Source organism: Enterobacter cloacae complex sp. P24RS, assembly GCF_014982165.1.
GTDB classification, from domain to species: Bacteria; Pseudomonadota; Gammaproteobacteria; order Enterobacterales; family Enterobacteriaceae; genus Enterobacter; species Enterobacter quasihormaechei.
The window spans coordinates 127,695-145,179 of record NZ_JADCKU010000005.1; the positions used below are offsets into that span (position 1 = coordinate 127,695).

The window sequence follows — 17,485 nt, forward strand, 5'->3', positions numbered from 1 at the left end:
AAGACTTAGAGTGAAGGCGTCATGTTAAGAGCATGGCGCCGTTCTTTCGGTACCACGTTGATGTAATGCGTGACGTACGCAAAATAGAGTCCGGTATAATTTTCGACAAGCTCGATAAAGGCCGGATAAACCGACATCCGGCCATCGCCGCGATCTTTAAGATAACCTGCCTCCTGCGCCGATTTGATAATCCGGTTAACATGAATACGCGAAACGAAAAATTCTTTTGCCAGCGTGCTGGCTGAATACGCTATCGTGGCGCCGTGTGCGGTTTTATTTTTAATGGCCTGCAAATAGAGATAAAGCATAATCATTCGGCCACCATCTTTATCGATGAACAAGCCTACCTCCGGAAGCACTTTTTTGAATGTTAATCCGCGGAAAAGATATTCTGCGGCGCGCCGGAAAAAGTTGTGCCTCAGAATTTCATTGTCCATCAGGTTAACATCAATATTAAATGCCGGATAAAGAATGCTTACAGGGGTAAACGCTCCGGACATATAGCGCTTAAGCTCATCCAGCCCTTTTTCTGTAGGGGCGATTTTTGTTTTTCGCCGATCTTCGGTACAACGCCAGGTCTTAATTCGCCCGGTGGTTTTAAGTATGGTGATGATCGCAATAACGCTGTTAGGGCTGGCAATATTATAACGAGAGCATAGCGCCTTAATCTCGGAAACCGATTCAGCCTGATTACCAAAAACAAAACAACACATTGACAGTATTATGTTGAACCGTGATTCCTGAAGCATCGTTTTGTAGAATAAGGGCTGCTTTTTATAAATGGCGTCATTGATTCTGTAGTGTTCTCTTATAGCTTCACTAAATCGCGGGTTGTTTTTAATGACATCCCGTCGATGTAGCAAAGCTCTGGATGAGATGTGATTATCCATAGCATTTTCTCTTTTATGTCTGAGCCGATGAGATGAAGTATCCGGACTTCTTTTTCGGAATTTTCATTATACCTTGAGAAAGCCCTGGTTACTGTCGTTATATGCAAAGAAAGTAATATTTATGATGCATATGGATGAGTCGGTTGATTAACGCAAAGATGTTCCTGCGTATAACAATGATAACGGTTTATTAACCAAAGGGGGTGCGGTAAAATTATTCAATGCGAAAAAAAGATGAGCTTTCATCACATGCGGGAATGGTGTTTACATTCTCAGGAGCAGGTTATGTCTCAAACTTTACCTTTTATGCAGGATGCTTGCTACAAGCAACGATTTGTTATTTCAGCCTGCGGTTTCACCTTCGAGGGGTATAGCTTGCTCCTTAAGTCCTGTGGCGTAAACGTCACGAGGCTCCATTTCGAAGAGGATGAAATATGTTCTGCTGACGTTGAAAAAATGATGGAAAATCAATCGCCTGTGGTTTCCGTTTTTCTGGGTCGTGACGTTGCTGCCTTTCTGGAAAGCCTGAAGCGGCTGGTGTCCGTTCTGAATGCACTGCCGGTAATTTACAGCGTCACCCTGTATGGTGCAATACCTGAGCGATGGCTTTATGCAACATTGAGAAGTCTCGTTAATGATACAAAAAAACTTTCTACTATTCGGATAGCGAATATTACAGAAATAATGGGCTGTGTAAGAAATAATGCAGACGTGCGTACCGACCCATTACGCTTGCTGCGCAACGTACCGGATAAAGAGGGTAAAGAAAGTCTGCATGGTTTAACACATCGCGAGTTAACCGTATTGCTGAATTTTTATCGGGGCGTTTCGATCAAAGAGCAGTGTGAAAGGTTAGGGCTGTCAGATAAAACGATTTATACCCATCGGAAGGTGGGTTTAGGTAAACTGTATCTTATTCGGGTATGGTTTAGCGACGCGCGCGTGTTCAGGAATGAAGTCTGTGCAGTAAAGAATAAATCACAGGCGTTTTCGGAAACGGAAATAGATGTATTACAGGCGTTACATAAGCGAGAAATCTTTGCTGCTTATCAAATTATTACGGATGGTGATAAAAAAAGCGTTGGGTTTGAAATCCTCTTGCGCTGGAATAAAAACGGTCAGATCCTGAAGCCCGCCCATTTCCTGGGAGGGATAAAAAACAGTGAAATATGGCTCAAGCTGACGGCGCTTGTTATCCATGCGGCTGTGTCGGGTATCAATAAATACAATGGGAAATATTATTTTTCAGTTAATATTCCTCCTCAGCTTGCTTCGGGAAATGCGCTGCCGGGGATGGCAAAAAAGGCCGTCGAAATGTTACTAAAACCGCAGTGGGCCGAGAAGCTGGTCTTTGAACTCGCTGAAACGATAGACGTAACAAAGGATAAAAATATTCCCGAAACCCTCCAGCGTTTACGCGCCGAGGGTTGTCGGCTTTTTCTGGATGACTGTTTTTCAAAATATCATGTAATGTTGCCCATCAGACAGATTAATGTCGATGGACTGAAGCTTGACCGCGATATTGTTGAGCACTTTATGGCTAACGACAAAGACTATAGCATTATAAAAGCGATACAGGTTTATAGCGACATGACGGGAACCGAATGCATTGCGGAAGGCGTCGATAGCGAGGAAAAATTTCAAAAACTTGTCGCGTTAGGCGTTAAGCGATTTCAGGGATATTACCTTTCACGGGCAGTGAAAGAAGAGGAGCTGGATCGGATGGTACGGTTATTCAGTTAAACGCCTCACTATGCGGGTAGTACGACATACTTAAGTATTCGACCACCCGCAAAAAACAGGCACTCACCGCCGCAATAATGACTTCTCAGATATCATCGCGAGTAAAACCGACAACAATTTCAAGCGTGTTACGAATGACATCGCAGGCTTCAGGCTCATCGGTAATTTCCAGGGCGTGAATCAGTTGCAGAATAATCTCTTTATTCGAGAGATTGTCACCGGTAAGCAGAATACAGCGTATTGCTGAGCCCAACACTTCAGCCTCACCATTGAGATGCCTTCCGGCGTTAAGGAAATGTTCTGCCAGTCCTTTATCGTGCAGTGCTTCAAAATTATACGTCTGCTGCGTCATCGCTTTACTCATGGTGGTCACCGTGTCGGTTAAAATTAGTGTTTCTTGTCTGGTGTCAGAAGCGTAGTGTGGCTGAAGAGAGAGCGCATGCGACCAATTTCATAGTCGCCCATCACTCTTCCACGATCGTGCGATACGCCGGTTACCCGCTGGCGCACTTCATCTTCAGCAGCAATCAATGCATTTTTACGTTCATCATTTGATTCAACGTTAGCCATTGCCCGCAGGCGATTAGCAAGAGACGCAAAGGTAATGGGTCCGTTCTCTTTTATGATGGATAAAACGGCCTCACCGATAAGGTCATCCTTAAGTCGTTCAAATTTAGTTCTATGCATAGCTTCAATCTCACTCTGCTACACGCGCCAGGCTGTAGCATGGGGTTAGTCATCGCATCCAGAGTCTCTATTCTCACTCAGCATGACTAACTTAGTAAGTTAAAAAACAGTGTTCAGGTTAACGCTCGAAGAAGAGGGCAATCAGACCGTTATAGTGCGCTTTTTCAACGTCAGACGTTGATTCTTCGATTCTGCGCAGCAGCTTTGTACAAATTGTCATTCTGCTCAATTGTACATTTTCTTTGATGATCTCACTGACGATGGCACCAAGGGTTTCCTGCTGTGTTGGCACGTTATCCTTGTTAAAATACAGAGTAATAGCGCTTTCTGCTGTTGAAGGAGCATGGTTGCGACGCATAATTTTCCACCGTTGACAAACAATTTTGTAACATCACTGGCATCGAATTTATACCATTCAGTTAAATCTGTACACATAAATTGTACAAGTTTTTCGTAAGGATCGGGCTTTCGCCATGAGAACTATCAAAATTAGGGGGAAGTAAGCGGTAAAAGAGGGAAAAAAGAAGGCCCCGGAGGGCCTGAAATTATTTACGTCCCAGCAGAAGTCCCAGAACGATACCTACCGCACCCGCAGCGATTAAGCCCGTTAACGGGTTGTTTCTGACGGCTTCAGTCACGTCCGAGACGGCGTCACTGGCCTGGGCAGCATATTTTTTCGCAGCACCCTTCACCTGGTGTTTAGGCGAATCAACGAATTCACCAAACTGCTGCTGTGCAGAGCCGGACAATTCATCAAGTTTGTTTTTGGCTTTATCGCCAGCGTATTGTGCATTTTTATCAGTGTCGAAATCAGACATTCTTACCTCCTTTTGTTGACAATCTAAGGATAGCCGCTGTTTGCAAGAGTGAGAGGGAATTCACTAAAATCGGCATCCGATGACTCATTTTTAGGATATGTCTTTCTTACACGGCTACCATTACTCCCGAAGGGGGAAGATGATGGATATTTCCCTCGCCGTCTTTTTATACGCAGCGGGACGAGGGATTATTTCTGGCGTTCGTTAGCGCGAAAGGTAACGTAATAGCCAAGGGATGCAGCCAGGCACAGCATATAGCCGAACGATTCCGAACCTTCCTCCACGGCGTTTTTCACGACACGAATATAGCCATGCTCCAGGATGGTGTGCCACAGCGCCTGCATGCCAAAGAGTCGCGAGAAGACCAGCACGGCCAGCAGGCCGCTCAACAAAATGCCATACCAGGGGGACTGGGTGTATTTTGCCAGCTGTTCCAGGGTAGCGCGAATATGCATAACGGGACGAATTAAGGCCAGCAGAGCGGTAATCAGGGCGAACCATACCCAGCTCCCGTGAGCAAGAAGATCAAAAAGCGCATCCAGTTCCCGAATTAACATCGTCAGGAAAAATCCGCCCACCAGAATATTGCAGTAACGCATGGATTCGTCCATTTTTGCCAGACGAAAATGGAGAAAGACGACGGTCGCTAATACCGTTTCCTGCATAATTTCCGTCAGTGATAATTCCGGAATATCATGACCAACAAACCGCATATCAACCCAAAGACACAGTATAATAAGTGCGCAAGCTGCCGCCGCGCCAACGAAGAATAAAAAGCTTTTTAGTACAATCATTAACACCACCATTTTGTTTGTAGCAGGTATGTTAGGTGACGAGAATGTTATTTCTGTTCACATCGTGCCATATAAGTGTGGATTTTTAACATTACGAGCTAAATAGGTTTCGCAGCGGCAAAAGTAAACCGTAAATATCATTTGCACCGTTTAGGCTGTTTGCTTATTTCAGCGTTTTTTTCTTGTGGTTTACAGAGCAATAGCATACGAGGTACCATACCCCTCTATAGTATCAGGAGGGCGTATGCCGCATTCACCCGAAGATAAAAAACGTATTCTGACCCGCGTCCGCCGCATTCGAGGCCAGGTTGATGCCCTTGAGCGCGCGCTGGAGTCGGGCGATCCCTGTCTCGCCATTTTGCAGCAAATCGCCGCCGTGCGCGGTGCTGCCAATGGCCTGATGGGGGAAATGGTCGAAATTCACCTCAAAGATGAGCTGGTGACGGGGGAGACCACCCCGGACCAGCGGGCAGTTCGGATGGCGGAAGTCGGCCATTTGCTGCGCTCTTATCTAAAATAAACCCACACACCTCACAACAAGGGAAAGACATCATGAAATCTCGCGCAGCCGTCGCGTTCGGCCCAGGCCAGCCGCTGAAAATCGTTGAAATTGATGTTGCTCCGCCGAAGAAAGGCGAAGTGCTGATCAAAATTACCCACACCGGCGTCTGCCATACCGACGCGTTTACCCTGTCCGGAGACGACCCGGAAGGCGTATTCCCGGCGGTGCTTGGCCACGAAGGGGGCGGTGTGGTGGTGGAAGTGGGTGAAGGCGTCACCAGCCTGAAGCCCGGCGACCACGTGATCCCGCTGTACACCGCAGAGTGCGGCGAGTGTAAGTTCTGCAAGTCCGGCAAAACCAACCTCTGTCAGGCCGTACGCGCCACGCAGGGCAAGGGGCTTATGCCGGACGGCACCACCCGTTTCTCCTACAACGGTGAGCCTGTTTATCACTACATGGGTACCAGCACATTCAGCGAATACACGGTGTGCGCCGAGATCTCGCTGGCGAAAGTTAACCCGCAGGCCCCGCTGGATAAAGTCTGTCTGCTCGGCTGCGGCGTAACGACCGGTATTGGTGCGGTGCATAATACGGCGAAAGTGAAAGAGGGCGACACCGTGGCGGTGTTCGGCCTGGGCGGGATCGGCCTGGCGGTCATCCAGGGCGCGGTACAGGCAAAAGCCGGACGTATCATTGCTGTAGATACCAACCCGGAGAAATTCACGCTCGCAGGTGAAATGGGGGCGACCGATTTCATCAATCCGAAAGACTACGATAAGCCGGTTCAGGACGTGATCGTTGAGCTGACCGACGGCGGCGTGGACTTCAGTTTCGAATGTATCGGCAACGTCAACGTGATGCGCTCAGCGCTGGAGTGCTGCCATAAGGGCTGGGGCGAAAGCATTATTATCGGTGTGGCCGGCGCGGGTCAGGAGATCAAAACCCGTCCGTTCCAGCTGGTGACGGGGCGAGTATGGCGTGGTTCGGCATTTGGCGGCGTGAAGGGCCGAACTCAGCTGCCTGGCATGGTAGAAGATGCGATGGTCGGCAAAATTCAGCTCGACCCGTTCATTACGCACCGCCTGCCGCTGGATCAGATCAACGAAGCCTTTGATCTGATGCACGAAGGAAAATCCATTCGTACCGTTATCCATTTCGGCGACAACTGATTATTCTGCCAGCGGTTTTTGCCGCTGGCATTTCTTCCCCAATCTTTTCTAAAGTGTGACCTGTCTGGCGCTTTTAGGCGTAATTTTATCCCCGTCCGTGCCGATGACTCTTTTACAGGCGTGTTTTTACGCATCTTACCTATAAGAGAGTCGACGGTCATGGACAACACAACATCGATGCAGACGCAGCACAAGCTTGGTTTCTTGCATCACATCCGGCTGGTTCCGCTGTTTTCCTCCATTCTCGGTGGCATTATTCTCCTGTTTGCATTGAGCTCGGGTCTGGCAGGGTATTTCCTGCTCCAGGCCGATAACGATCAGCAGGATGTCACGGCGGAAATCCAGGTGCGCACCGGGCTGTCAAACAGTTCGAACCATTTACGCACGGCCCGTATCAACATGATCCACGCGGGGGCCGCGAGCCGTATTGCCGAAATGGAGGCGATGAAGCAAAACATCGCTGAAGCCGAAACCCGCCTCAAACAGTCGCAGGATGGATTTGCTTCCTATATGAAGCGCTCCGTTCGCACCCCGGCTGATGAAGCGCTGGATGGCGATCTGAAAGCCCGCTACGACGCCTACATTGCCGGCATGCAGCCGATGCTGAAATATGCCAAAAACGGCATGTTTGAAGCCATAATCAACCACGAAAATGAGACCGCGCGTCCGCTGGACGATGCCTATAACGCGGTGCTGCTGAAGGCGATTAAAATCCGCACCGAACGCGCGAACGCGCTAACGGCACAGGCTCACACCCGCACCCGGCTGGGACTGGTATTTATGTTCGGCGCTTTCGGCCTGGCGCTGGCACTGGCCGTCATCACCTTCGTGGTGCTGCGCCGCACGGTGATTAGCCCGCTCCAGCGCGCCGCTGCGCGTATCGAAAATATCGCAAAAGGTGATTTGACCTTGCCGGACGAACCGACCGGGCGCAGCGAAATTGGCCGCCTGACGCGCGATCTGCAAACAATGCAGCACGCGCTGGTTACCACCGTGGGCACCGTGCGGCAGGGAGCGGAGGAGATCTACCGGGGAACCAGCGAGATTTCTGCGGGTAACACCGATCTCTCATCCCGTACCGAGCAGCAGGCGGCGGCCATTGAACAGACGGCGGCCAGCATGGAGCAGCTCACCGCAACGGTGAAACAGAACGCCGATAACGCGCATCATGCCAGTAAGCTGGCGGAAGATGCCTCCGGTAAGGCCAGCCGCGGGGGACAAATGGTCTCCGGCGTGGTGAAAACCATGGGTAATATTTCCACCAGCTCGAAGAAGATCTCCGAAATTACCGCCGTGATTAACAGCATCGCGTTCCAGACCAATATTCTGGCGCTCAACGCGGCGGTCGAGGCGGCGCGTGCGGGTGAACAGGGGCGCGGCTTTGCGGTAGTGGCGAGCGAAGTCCGCACGCTGGCAAGCCGCAGCGCGAACGCGGCGAAAGAGATTGAAAGCCTGATTAATGAATCGGTGTCGCTTATCGATCAGGGCTCCGGGGAAGTGGTTGCGGCGGGCAATACCATGAATGAGATCGTCGAGGCGGTGAAACGCGTCACCGATATCATGCTCGAGATTGCGGCGGCGTCCGATGAGCAGAGCCGCGGTATTGTTCAGGTGAGCCAGGCGATTTCCGAGATGGATAAAGTGACGCAGCAAAATGCCTCGCTGGTGGAAGAAGCCTCGGCGGCGGCGGCCTCGCTGGAAGAGCAGGGCGCACGCCTGACGCAAGCCGTCGGTGCGTTTCGTCTCAACGGGACGCGCGCAGGACGGACCACCGCGGCTGCATCCGCAGTCAAGCCCGCGCCCTTAACCCCGGCGGCGGCCGTTTCAGGTGATCACTGGGAAACGTTCTGAATAAAACAGACCCGCCCTCGCGGCGGGTCCTGCGTTTACGGTCAGAGAGGCATTGATTTACGAATGGCGCTGAGCAGCGCCTGGGCGCCTTCAGAGAGCGGGGCATCCACCCGCGTCAGGATCCCAATCGGTTCACCCGCCCCGGGCGATGTGACCGGCAGCGCCGTGAGCACGCCGCGTCGCAGATCGTCCTTCACCGCGCCGGACGGCACAAACCACACGTAGTCATAATCCACCGTCAGCTGGCGCGAAAGCGACGCAGAAAGCGTTTCAATACATCCTGACGGCAGCGTGCAGCCCTGCATTTGCAGCAATGCTTCCGCATTCTGACGGGGAACGGTTCCTTTCGGTGAAACCACCACCGGCCACTCCATTACGCGGCTCAGGGTGACGGTATCCTGCAACAGGGGATGATTCGGACGCACCACTAGCTTCAGTGATTCCAGGAACAACAGTTCGTAATTAAGACCGCTCATCAGTTCCGGATCGGACATTCGACCAATGCCCAAATCCAGCTCCCCTGACTTCAGGCCCGCCAGCAGCATGGTGTTGTTCATGGTCGCGACCTGAAGCGTGGCGTGCTTTTGCTGGCGGTGGAACTGGCCGATCGCCGCAGGCAGTATACCCAGCGCCGCCGTCGGCAGCGCGCCCACGCGCACGATATCACTGGCCGGCTCCTCTTTACGATTTAACGCCTGACCAGCGGTATTGAGCGCATCAAGAACTTTAACGGCGTGCGTCAGGAACTGTTCACCCACCAGGGTAAGCTGAGCGCCCAGACGACCGCGATCGAACAGGCGCGTTCCGGTAAGCTGCTCCAGTTCGTTCAGCGTTTTGGAGAGTGCAGGCTGACTGAGGTTAAGGGTTTCAGCCGCTCGCCCCAGCGTTCCCTGTTGAGCGACGGCCACAAAAGTATGCAAATGGCGCAAGCGTATGCGCTGACTGAACAGACCATTTTTTTCCATAGGCGATGTTAAAAACAGAGCGACGCGGGTGACAAGTTAAGATGTTTGAATTTGATAACCTGATAGCAAAATATTTTTAACATTTGATCTGTTTGAGTTACAACTGTTTTTCGAAAACGCCCACGCCTTGACCACTCGTCTGCCTGGATCACAATTTCTAAATTCTTCCCAACGAAAGGAACGGGCTTCTCTACACTCCAGGTAGTATTCACTGGAGGCATGACATCATGGCGAACACCATCACGGCTGATGATATTCGGGAACACTTTTCGCAGGCTATGTCGGCGATGTACCAGCAGGAAGTTCCGCAGTACGGCACCTTGCTGGAACTGGTGGCGGACGTTAACCTGGCGGTTCTGGAAAATAACCCCCTTTTACATGAACAACTGGCAAACGCAGACGAACTGGCGCGCCTGAATGTTGAACGTCACGGTGCGATCCGCGTTGGCACCGCGCAGGAACTTTCCACCCTGCGCCGGATCTTCGCCATTATGGGCATGCACCCGGTCAGCTATTACGATCTCTCCCAGGCGGGCGTGCCTGTCCACTCGACGGCGTTTCGTCCCACGGACGATGCGGCGCTGTGCCGTAATCCGTTTCGCATTTTTACCTCCCTGCTGCGCCTGGAGCTGATAGAAAACGTTGCGCTGCGCGAAAAGGCGGCGGAGATCCTCTCCCGACGCAATATCTTTACGCCGCGCTGCCTTGAACTGATCGACCTGCATGATGCGCAGGGGCACTTTACCGGGGCGCAGGCGCGTGAATTTGTGCAGGAAGCCTTAGAAACCTTCCGCTGGCATCGCCATGCCACGGTGGATCGGGAAACCTATCTGGCGCTGAGCAACGAACATCGCCTGATTGCCGACGTGGTCTGTTTCCCGGGGTGCCATATTAACCATCTTACGCCGCGCACGCTGGATATCGACCGGGTGCAGGAGCTGATGCCGAAGTACGGCATTGAGCCTAAAATTCTGATTGAAGGCCCACCGCGTCGCGAGGTGCCGATCCTCCTGCGCCAGACCAGCTTCAAGGCGCTGGAAGAGCCGGTGCTTTTCGCGGGAGAAGACCAGGGCACCCATACCGCGCGTTTCGGTGAAATTGAGCAGCGCGGCGTGGCGCTTACGCCAAAAGGACGCGAGCTGTACGACAGCCTGCTAAACCAGGCCGGGACCGGCAAAGACAACCTGACCCACCAGCTTCATCTGCGCGAGATCTTCAGCGCCTTCCCGGACAGCGAAATCTTTCTGCGTCGTCAGGCGCTGGCCTATTTCCGCTACCGTCTGACCCCGACGGGGGAGGCGCATCGCCACGCGTTTCGTCCGGGCGACGATCCGCAGCCGCTGATCGAGCGCGGCTGGGTTGTGGCGCAGCCGATCACCTATGAAGATTTTCTGCCCGTCAGCGCGGCGGGGATATTCCAGTCAAATCTCGGCAATGAAACGCAGGCGCGCAGCCACGGCAATGCCAGCCGCCAGGCCTTCGAAGCCGCGCTCGGCTGTGCGGTACACGACGAGTTTTCCCTTTACCACGAGGCAGAAGTGCGCAGCAAACAGCGTTGCGGTTTGCTCTGAAACCGTTACTCTGCTGGGGTGTGATGGAAAAAGAAGGTTGTTATGGAAAATCCCTCCGCCCCTGTGGTTGAAACGCGCCACGGCGCACTGATTGGTTTTACTGAAGACGATACGCACGTGTGGTGCGGCATTCCCTATGCGGCCCCGCCGGTTGGCTCCCTGCGCTGGCGCTCGCCGCGTCCTCCCGCGCGCTGGGACGGCGTGCGCCCGGCGACGGCGTTCTCTGCCTCCAGCTGGCAGAGCGGCGAAAGCTGCCAGGAGCTGGGCGGCGGCGATCCCGGTCAGTTCTCTGAAGATTGCCTGTACCTTAACGTCTGGTCGCCGATCGCGCGCGCCGCGCCGCTTCCGGTGATGGTCTGGCTGCACGGTGGGGGATTTACCCTCGGTGCTGGCGGTCTGCCTCCGTATAACGGCAGGGCGCTGGCGAAGCGCGGCGCGGTGGTGGTGACGATAAATTACCGTCTTGGGCACCTCGGTTTTTTTGCCCATCCGGCGCTGGAGGGTGAAGAAGAGCGCGTAGTGCATAACTTTGCGTTGCTCGATCAAATCCAGGCCCTGGAATGGGTGCGCGATAATATTGCCGCGTTCGGCGGCGATCCCGATAACGTCACAGTATTTGGCGAGTCGGCCGGGGCGCGCAGCGTACTCTCGCTGATGGCGTCCCCGCTTGCGGGAGGGCTGTTCCATAAAGCCATTGTGCAAAGCGGGTACACGCTGCCGGACACCCCGCGCGAGCAGGCCATGCGTAAAGGCGAAGCGATTGCCGCGCATTTCGGCCTGGAAAACGCCACCGCAGAACAGCTTCGCGCGATCCCGCCGGAGGCGTTCTGGCCGCTGACCTCGCCGCTGAATATCGCGCCTGCGCCCATCGTGGGCGACTGCGTTTTGCCTGAAGCCATGCTCGACGTCTTCTTCGCGGCCCGTCAACATCCTGTGCCGGTGATGATTGGGTCGAACAGCGACGAAGCCAGCGTGATGTCGGTGTTCGGCGTCGATCTGGCCGGGCAGATCCAGAAGCTCCGCCGCGAGCAGCGCTTTGGTCTGGGGCTGATCAAGCTGCTTTATCCGGGCGTGAAGGGCGATGAGGAGCTCGGCAGGCAGGTGTGCCGCGACATGGCATTCACCACCATGGGCTACGTGGTGATGCAGGCGCAGCAGCGAGCGGGTGGCCTGTGCTGGCGATACTGGTTTGATTATGTGGCCGAAGCCGAGCACGCGACGTACATCAACGGCGCATGGCACGGCAACGAAGTGCCTTACGTGTTCGATACCCTCGGACAGGTTGAGCCCTCGCGACAGTACGTGAACGAACGTGATCTGTCCTTCGCGGCTCGGGTGGCGGACTACTGGGTGAGCTTCGCTCGGGACGCGGGGAAACGTGACAGCCTGCCGGGGCCGACGCGCTGGCCCGCCTGCCGGAAAGGGCGGGACGTGCTGTTACGCATTGGTGTGAATAAACATGCAGGCTTTCGGCTTGAAAACCGCTTCATGCGTGCCCGTATGAGCCTCTTCAAACGGGTGATGAAACACCACGTCAGCCTCGACTGAGCATACAGGCGCGAAACGCATCCAGCCCGTTCCCCGGGCCGGGTGCGTCGCGGAATACCAGCCGGTAGCTCGCCCCGGTTCTTATGCTCGTATCGTAAGGCCGCATCAGCCGTCCGGCGCGCACGTCCTCCTCCACCAGCGTTTCATCCGCTATGGCGATGCCCAGCCCCTGAATAGCGGCGGTAATAGCCAAATCCATCGTTTCGAAGTGTTGATTTTTGAGCATAGCTGGCGCCGGGCGCGGCTGTTTCGCCAGCCACAGCGTCCAGTCCGTTTTGTCCCGCGTCGGGTGCAGGAAAGTGAGTGTTTCCAGCGCAGAGCCGGCCCGCAGCGGGCTCATTACCGGCGTTAAGGCCTCTTCGAACAGCAGATCGCCGGCGCTCATGTGTGTCCCGAACACAATCGCCGCATCATAGGATTCGGTTTTAAAATTGACGTTATGATCGGTGGTAGTGGTCAGCGCAATTTGCAGATCCGGCTGTTCACGCTCCACCTGTAGCAGCCGCGGCACCAGCCAGCGCATCGCGCAGGTTGGCGCTTTCAGGCGGATCACGGTCTGGTGCGTCCGCGCCTGCTCGGCAACGTTCAGCAGATGTTCAAACGCAGATTGCAGCTCCGGCAGCAGGGCGCTTCCCTGTGATGAGAGACGCAGGCCGCGCGCGTGGCGTTCGAACAGCGGGAAGCCGAACCAGCTTTCCAGCGCGGCGATTTTACGGCTTACCGCCCCCTGCGTCAGGCAAAGCTCCTTTGCGGCATGGGTCAGATTCAGGTGACGCGCGGTCACTAAAAAAGTCTCTACGGCATTAAGCGGAAATGAACGACGCGACATATCTCACCTTAGCTATGCGTTTTTGTCATGGCTATTATGACAACAATTCGATTGTCCCGACAGCGAAGTTGTTGTTTGAATAGTTATGCATTCACCATGAGAAGGGACAGAGGATGACTTTGAAAACGCCGGTGCAGACACGCTCCAAATTGCCGGATGTGGGAACCACCATTTTTACCGTTATCGGCCAGCTTTCTGCCCAGCATAACGCGATCAACCTTTCTCAGGGTGCGCCGAATTTTTCCTGCGACCCAAAACTGATCTCCGGCGTGACCCGCGCCATGGAGGCAGGGCATAACCAGTACGCGTCCATGACCGGGCTACAGCCGCTTAAGGCGCGCATCGCGGACAAAATTGCCACACTCTACGGTACGCACTATGACCCGGACAGTGAGGTGCTGGTGACCGCCAGCGCCAGCGAAGGGCTTTACTCGGCCATCAGCGGGCTGGTTCATCCTGGCGATGATGTGATCTATTTCGAGCCCTCCTTTGACAGCTATGCGCCGATTGTCCGTTTGCAAGGGGCGAAGCCGATCGCCATTAAGCTGACGGTACCCGATTTTGCCGTAAACTGGGACGACGTGCGGGCGGCCATCTCCCCGCGCACGCGGATGATCATCGTCAACACGCCGCACAACCCGAGCGGACAGGTATTTTCGGCCGCCGATCTGCACCAGCTGGCGGCGCTGACGCGCCACACCGACATCATCATTTTGTCTGACGAAGTGTATGAGCACGTCGTTTTTGACGGCGAGCCACACCACGGGATGGCGACGCACCCGCAGCTGGCGGAGCGCAGCGTGATAATTTCTTCCTTCGGAAAAACCTATCACGTGACCGGCTGGCGCGTGGGTTATTGTGTGGCGCCCGCGGAGCTGATGGATGAGATATGTAAGGTCCATCAATTTTTAATGTTCTCTGCCGATACGCCAATGCAGTACGCGTTTGCAGAACATATGGCCGATCCGCAAACCTGGCTGTCGCTGGCGGCGTTTTATCAGCGCAAGCGCGATCTGCTGCAAAGCCTGCTGGCCGACTCGCCGTTTACGCTGCTGCCGAGCAAAGGGTCGTTTTTCCTGCTGGCTGATTACAGTGGCTTCAGCGACGAGCGCGACAGCGAGATGGTGAAAAGGCTGATTGTCGAGTGCGGGGTTGCCACTATTCCGCTGTCGGCGTTTTATGCTGATGGCACGGACAATAAACTGATTCGTCTCTCTTTTGCGAAAGATGAGGCGACGTTACGGGCAGGTGCCCAGGCCCTGTGTCGGATCACACCACGTTCAGGAGTTTAAGATGAAATTACGCGCGTTAGTTGTCGGCATGGGGCTGCTGTGTTCATTTTCGTCAATCGCCGCCACCGAGTTGCGGTACGGTCTGGAGGCGGAATATCCGCCGTTTGAAAGCCGCAATGCGTCAGGGGAGCTGGAAGGCTTTGACATAGAGCTGGGAAATGCCATCTGCAAAGCCGCCGCGCTGAAGTGCAGCTGGGTGGAAACCTCGTTTGATGCGCTGATCCCCGGTCTGGTGGCGAAAAAGTTCGACGCGATTAACTCGGCGATGAACATCACCGAGCAGCGTCGCAAGAGCATTGACTTTACTCAGCCCATCTATCGCATTCCCTCCCAGCTGGTGGGCAAAGCCGGCTCTGCGGTAGAGGCCACGCCGAAAGGGCTGAAGGGCAAAACCATCGGCGTTCTCCAGGGTTCGATTCAGGAAACCTACGCCAAAGAGCACTGGGAAAAGCACGGTGTCACCGTGGTGTCTTATAAAGATCAGAATATGGCGTGGGGAGACTTGCTGAATGGCCGCATCGACGCCTCGCTGGTCATGTCAGCGGCCGGGCAGGCGGGTTTCCTCAGCAAGCCGCAGGGTAAAGGGTTTGGCTTTATCGGCAAACCGGTGTCAGACGACACGATCCTCGGCAGTGGTATCGGCTTTGGGCTGCGTAAGGGGGATGAGGCCACCAAAAAGCAGCTTGATGCCGCCATTGATAAAGTACGTGCCGATGGCACGATCGCTAAACTGGCTGATAAGTACTTCCCGGGTATCGATGTCAGCGTAAAATAACCGCCTCGTTGGTCCCGGCTGTTGATGTCCAGCCGGGACACTTTTAAATACACTTCATCCTTCAGGCTGCCTCTGCGTTGGCTACGTCTGTTCACCCCAGTCACTTACTTGAGTAAGCTCCTGGGGATTCTCAGACTTGCCGCCTTGATCCAGCATGAATGATTTCGTGTATTTACTGTTTTTTACACCACTTTCAGGCCGTTCTGGTCGACAGAAAATATTTCCTGGTTTGTTCAGATAATCACCCGCCAACAATTGGATTCTTAACCGTTTTTGTTTAGGCTGTGCGTTCTTTCTTGCCGTTATTTCGCTGCGCGCGAAACTCATTCACACGACCATAAGGACGTTTTCTCAGGCATGAATCGCAGACGTTTTCTCAAAGGTTCCCTGGCAATGGCTGCCCTGAGCGGCACTTCTGGCCTTGCTTCTCTGTTTTCCCAGGCGGCGTATGCTGCTGATTCCGATATTGCCGACGGTCAGAGCCGCCGCTTTGACTTCTCCGTTCTGCAATCCATGGCGCACGATCTGGCGAAAACCCCGTGGGGCGGCGCGCCGCGTCCGCTGCCGGAAACGCTGGCCACCATGACGCCGCAGGCGTACAACGCCATTCGTTACGATGAGAAGCAGTCGCTGTGGAATAACATTGAAGGTCGTCAGCTGGACGCCCAGTTCTTCCATATGGGTATGGGGTTCCGCCGCCGCGTGCGCATGTACTCGCTGGATCAAACCACCTCTCAGGCGCGCGAGATCCACTTCCGACCTGAGCTGTTCAGCTACGGCGATACGGGCGTGGATACCCGCCAGCTGGAAGGGCAGAGCGACCTCGGGTTTGCCGGATTCCGCGTGTTTAAAGCGCCGGAGCTGGCGCGACGCGATATCGTTTCGTTCCTGGGCGCGAGCTACTTCCGTGCGGTGGATGATACCTACCAGTACGGCCTTTCCGCGCGTGGCCTGGCGGTGGATACCTTTACCGACACCCCGGAAGAGTTCCCGGACTTCACCTCCTTCTGGTTTGAAACCGTTAAGCCGGGTGATACCACCTTTACCGTGTACGCGCTGCTGGACAGCCCGAGCATTACCGGTGCCTATAAGTTCGTGATCCATTGCGAGAAGAGCCAGGTGATCATGGACGTCGAAAACCACCTCTACGCGCGCAAAGCGATCAAGCAGCTCGGCATCGCGCCGATGACCAGCATGTTTAGCTGCGGCAACAACGAGCGCCGCATGTGCGACACCATTCACCCGCAGATCCACGACTCAGACCGTCTGGCAATGTGGCGCGGCAACGGGGAGTGGATCTGCCGACCGCTGAACAACCCGCAAAAGCTGCAATTTAACGCGTTTCAGGATAAGAACCCGAAAGGCTTTGGTTTATTGCAGCTTGACCGTGACTTCTCCCATTATCAGGACGTCATGGGCTGGTATAACAAGCGACCAAGCCTGTGGGTCGAGCCGCGCAATAACTGGGGCAAAGGCTCCATTGCCCTGATGGAGATCCCGACAACCGGCGAGACGCTCGATAACGTGGTCTGCTTCTGGCAGCCGGAGAAGACGGTGCAAGCGGGCGACGAACTGGACTTCAAATACCGTCTCTACTGGAGCGCGCAGCCACCGGTGCGTTCGCCGCTGGCAAACGTCTACGCGACACGTACCGGTATGGGAGGCTTCCCGGAGGGCTGGGCGCCGGGTGAAAATTACCCGAAAGTGTGGGCCCGTCGCTTTGCCATTGACTTCGTCGGGGGCGATTTGAAGGCCGCCGCACCGAAGGGCATTGAGCCGGTGATCACGCTGTCCAGCGGTGAAGCGAAGCAGGTGGAGATCCTCTACGTTGAGCCGTTCGACGGCTATCGCATCCTGTTTGACTGGTATCCAACCTCTGACTCTACCGAGCCGGTCGATATGCGCCTGTTCCTGCGCTGTCAGGGCGACGCCATCAGCGAGACCTGGCTGTATCAATACTTCCCGCCAGCGCCGGACAAACGTAACTACGTTGACGACCGGATTATGCGCTAATCATTTTGGGATTGTGCCGGGTAAGCGTTAGCGCCACC

At 54.5% G+C, this 17,485-nt stretch carries 18 protein-coding genes; 9 read left to right on the forward strand and 9 right to left on the reverse strand.

Annotation, left to right across the window (positions count from 1 at the left end):
* Positions 1-5: 5 nt before the first annotated feature.
* Complete coding sequence (locus INF58_RS06835; RefSeq protein ID WP_193527331.1) at positions 6-890, reverse strand: MarR family transcriptional regulator; 885 nt, start codon at positions 888-890, stop codon at positions 6-8.
* 285 nt (positions 891-1,175) lie between these two features.
* Between INF58_RS06835 and INF58_RS06840 the strand changes: the two genes are divergently transcribed.
* On the forward strand, positions 1,176-2,633 hold the full coding sequence (locus INF58_RS06840) for an EAL domain-containing protein (RefSeq protein ID WP_193527332.1): 1,458 nt from the start codon (positions 1,176-1,178) through the stop codon (positions 2,631-2,633).
* Positions 2,634-2,718: 85 nt separating this feature from the next.
* Here the strand turns inward: INF58_RS06840 and INF58_RS06845 are convergent, their stop codons facing one another.
* From INF58_RS06845 to INF58_RS06865, 5 genes are all read right to left on the reverse strand, one after another.
* Positions 2,719-2,997, reverse strand: coding sequence for a biofilm development regulator YmgB/AriR family protein (locus tag INF58_RS06845; RefSeq protein WP_193527333.1), 279 nt, complete (start codon positions 2,995-2,997; stop codon positions 2,719-2,721).
* A gap of 23 nt (positions 2,998-3,020) precedes the next feature.
* Complete coding sequence (locus INF58_RS06850) at positions 3,021-3,320, reverse strand: hypothetical protein (protein ID WP_063866755.1); 300 nt, start codon at positions 3,318-3,320, stop codon at positions 3,021-3,023.
* Between the two features lie 118 nt (positions 3,321-3,438).
* Positions 3,439-3,678, reverse strand: a complete 240-nt coding sequence (ycgZ, locus tag INF58_RS06855) for a regulatory protein YcgZ (protein WP_003857265.1) — start codon at positions 3,676-3,678, stop codon at positions 3,439-3,441.
* Between the two features lie 187 nt (positions 3,679-3,865).
* Positions 3,866-4,138: a YqjD family protein gene (locus INF58_RS06860; RefSeq protein WP_003857263.1), complete on the reverse strand. Its 273-nt coding sequence runs from the start codon at positions 4,136-4,138 to the stop codon at positions 3,866-3,868.
* Positions 4,139-4,326: 188 nt separating this feature from the next.
* Positions 4,327-4,932, reverse strand: a complete 606-nt coding sequence (locus INF58_RS06865) for a transporter (protein ID WP_193527334.1) — start codon at positions 4,930-4,932, stop codon at positions 4,327-4,329.
* Between the two features lie 244 nt (positions 4,933-5,176).
* Here INF58_RS06865 and INF58_RS06870 point away from each other — a divergent pair, with 244 nt between their 5' ends.
* The 3 genes from INF58_RS06870 to INF58_RS06880 all read left to right on the forward strand — a co-directional run bounded on the left by INF58_RS06870 (position 5,177) and on the right by INF58_RS06880 (position 8,454).
* The gene (locus tag INF58_RS06870; RefSeq protein WP_003857256.1) at positions 5,177-5,452 is read left to right on the forward strand and encodes a metal/formaldehyde-sensitive transcriptional repressor; all 276 of its coding nucleotides are present in this window, start codon (positions 5,177-5,179) and stop codon (positions 5,450-5,452) included.
* A gap of 32 nt (positions 5,453-5,484) precedes the next feature.
* Complete coding sequence (locus INF58_RS06875) at positions 5,485-6,603, forward strand: S-(hydroxymethyl)glutathione dehydrogenase/class III alcohol dehydrogenase (RefSeq protein ID WP_063866753.1); 1,119 nt, start codon at positions 5,485-5,487, stop codon at positions 6,601-6,603.
* A gap of 159 nt (positions 6,604-6,762) precedes the next feature.
* The gene (locus INF58_RS06880; RefSeq protein WP_193527335.1) at positions 6,763-8,454 is read left to right on the forward strand and encodes a methyl-accepting chemotaxis protein; all 1,692 of its coding nucleotides are present in this window, start codon (positions 6,763-6,765) and stop codon (positions 8,452-8,454) included.
* Between the two features lie 41 nt (positions 8,455-8,495).
* On the opposite strand, the gene INF58_RS06885 is transcribed toward INF58_RS06880, so the two are convergent.
* Positions 8,496-9,419 carry a LysR substrate-binding domain-containing protein gene (locus INF58_RS06885; RefSeq protein ID WP_063451367.1) on the reverse strand — a complete coding sequence of 308 codons (924 nt, stop codon included), beginning with the start codon at positions 9,417-9,419 and terminating at the stop codon, positions 8,496-8,498.
* 227 nt (positions 9,420-9,646) lie between these two features.
* Here INF58_RS06885 and INF58_RS06890 point away from each other — a divergent pair, with 227 nt between their 5' ends.
* A complete protein-coding gene (locus tag INF58_RS06890; RefSeq protein WP_193527336.1) occupies positions 9,647-10,990 on the forward strand; it encodes a VOC family protein in 1,344 nt (447 codons plus the stop codon).
* A 42-nt stretch (positions 10,991-11,032) separates the two neighbouring features.
* Positions 11,033-12,538 (forward strand): carboxylesterase/lipase family protein, encoded by a 1,506-nt coding sequence (locus tag INF58_RS06895; RefSeq protein WP_193527337.1) that lies wholly within the window; start codon positions 11,033-11,035, stop codon positions 12,536-12,538.
* Here INF58_RS06895 and INF58_RS06900 read toward each other — a convergent pair.
* Positions 12,525-13,367 carry a LysR family transcriptional regulator gene (locus INF58_RS06900; protein WP_193527338.1) on the reverse strand — a complete coding sequence of 281 codons (843 nt, stop codon included), beginning with the start codon at positions 13,365-13,367 and terminating at the stop codon, positions 12,525-12,527. The two genes, INF58_RS06895 and INF58_RS06900, sit on opposite strands and share 14 nt — an antisense overlap.
* A 113-nt stretch (positions 13,368-13,480) precedes the next feature.
* Here INF58_RS06900 and INF58_RS06905 point away from each other — a divergent pair, with 113 nt between their 5' ends.
* The gene (locus tag INF58_RS06905) at positions 13,481-14,659 is read left to right on the forward strand and encodes a pyridoxal phosphate-dependent aminotransferase (protein ID WP_193527339.1); all 1,179 of its coding nucleotides are present in this window, start codon (positions 13,481-13,483) and stop codon (positions 14,657-14,659) included.
* Position 14,660: 1 nt separating this feature from the next.
* Positions 14,661-15,434, forward strand: coding sequence for an ABC transporter substrate-binding protein (locus INF58_RS06910; RefSeq protein WP_193527340.1), 774 nt, complete (start codon positions 14,661-14,663; stop codon positions 15,432-15,434).
* Positions 15,435-15,515: 81 nt separating this feature from the next.
* Here the strand turns inward: INF58_RS06910 and INF58_RS06915 are convergent, their stop codons facing one another.
* Complete coding sequence (locus INF58_RS06915; RefSeq protein ID WP_193527341.1) at positions 15,516-15,761, reverse strand: hypothetical protein; 246 nt, start codon at positions 15,759-15,761, stop codon at positions 15,516-15,518.
* A gap of 30 nt (positions 15,762-15,791) precedes the next feature.
* Between INF58_RS06915 and INF58_RS06920 the strand changes: the two genes are divergently transcribed.
* A complete protein-coding gene (locus INF58_RS06920) occupies positions 15,792-17,447 on the forward strand; it encodes a glucan biosynthesis protein D (RefSeq protein ID WP_193527342.1) in 1,656 nt (551 codons plus the stop codon).
* Positions 17,448-17,485 lie beyond the last annotated feature (38 nt).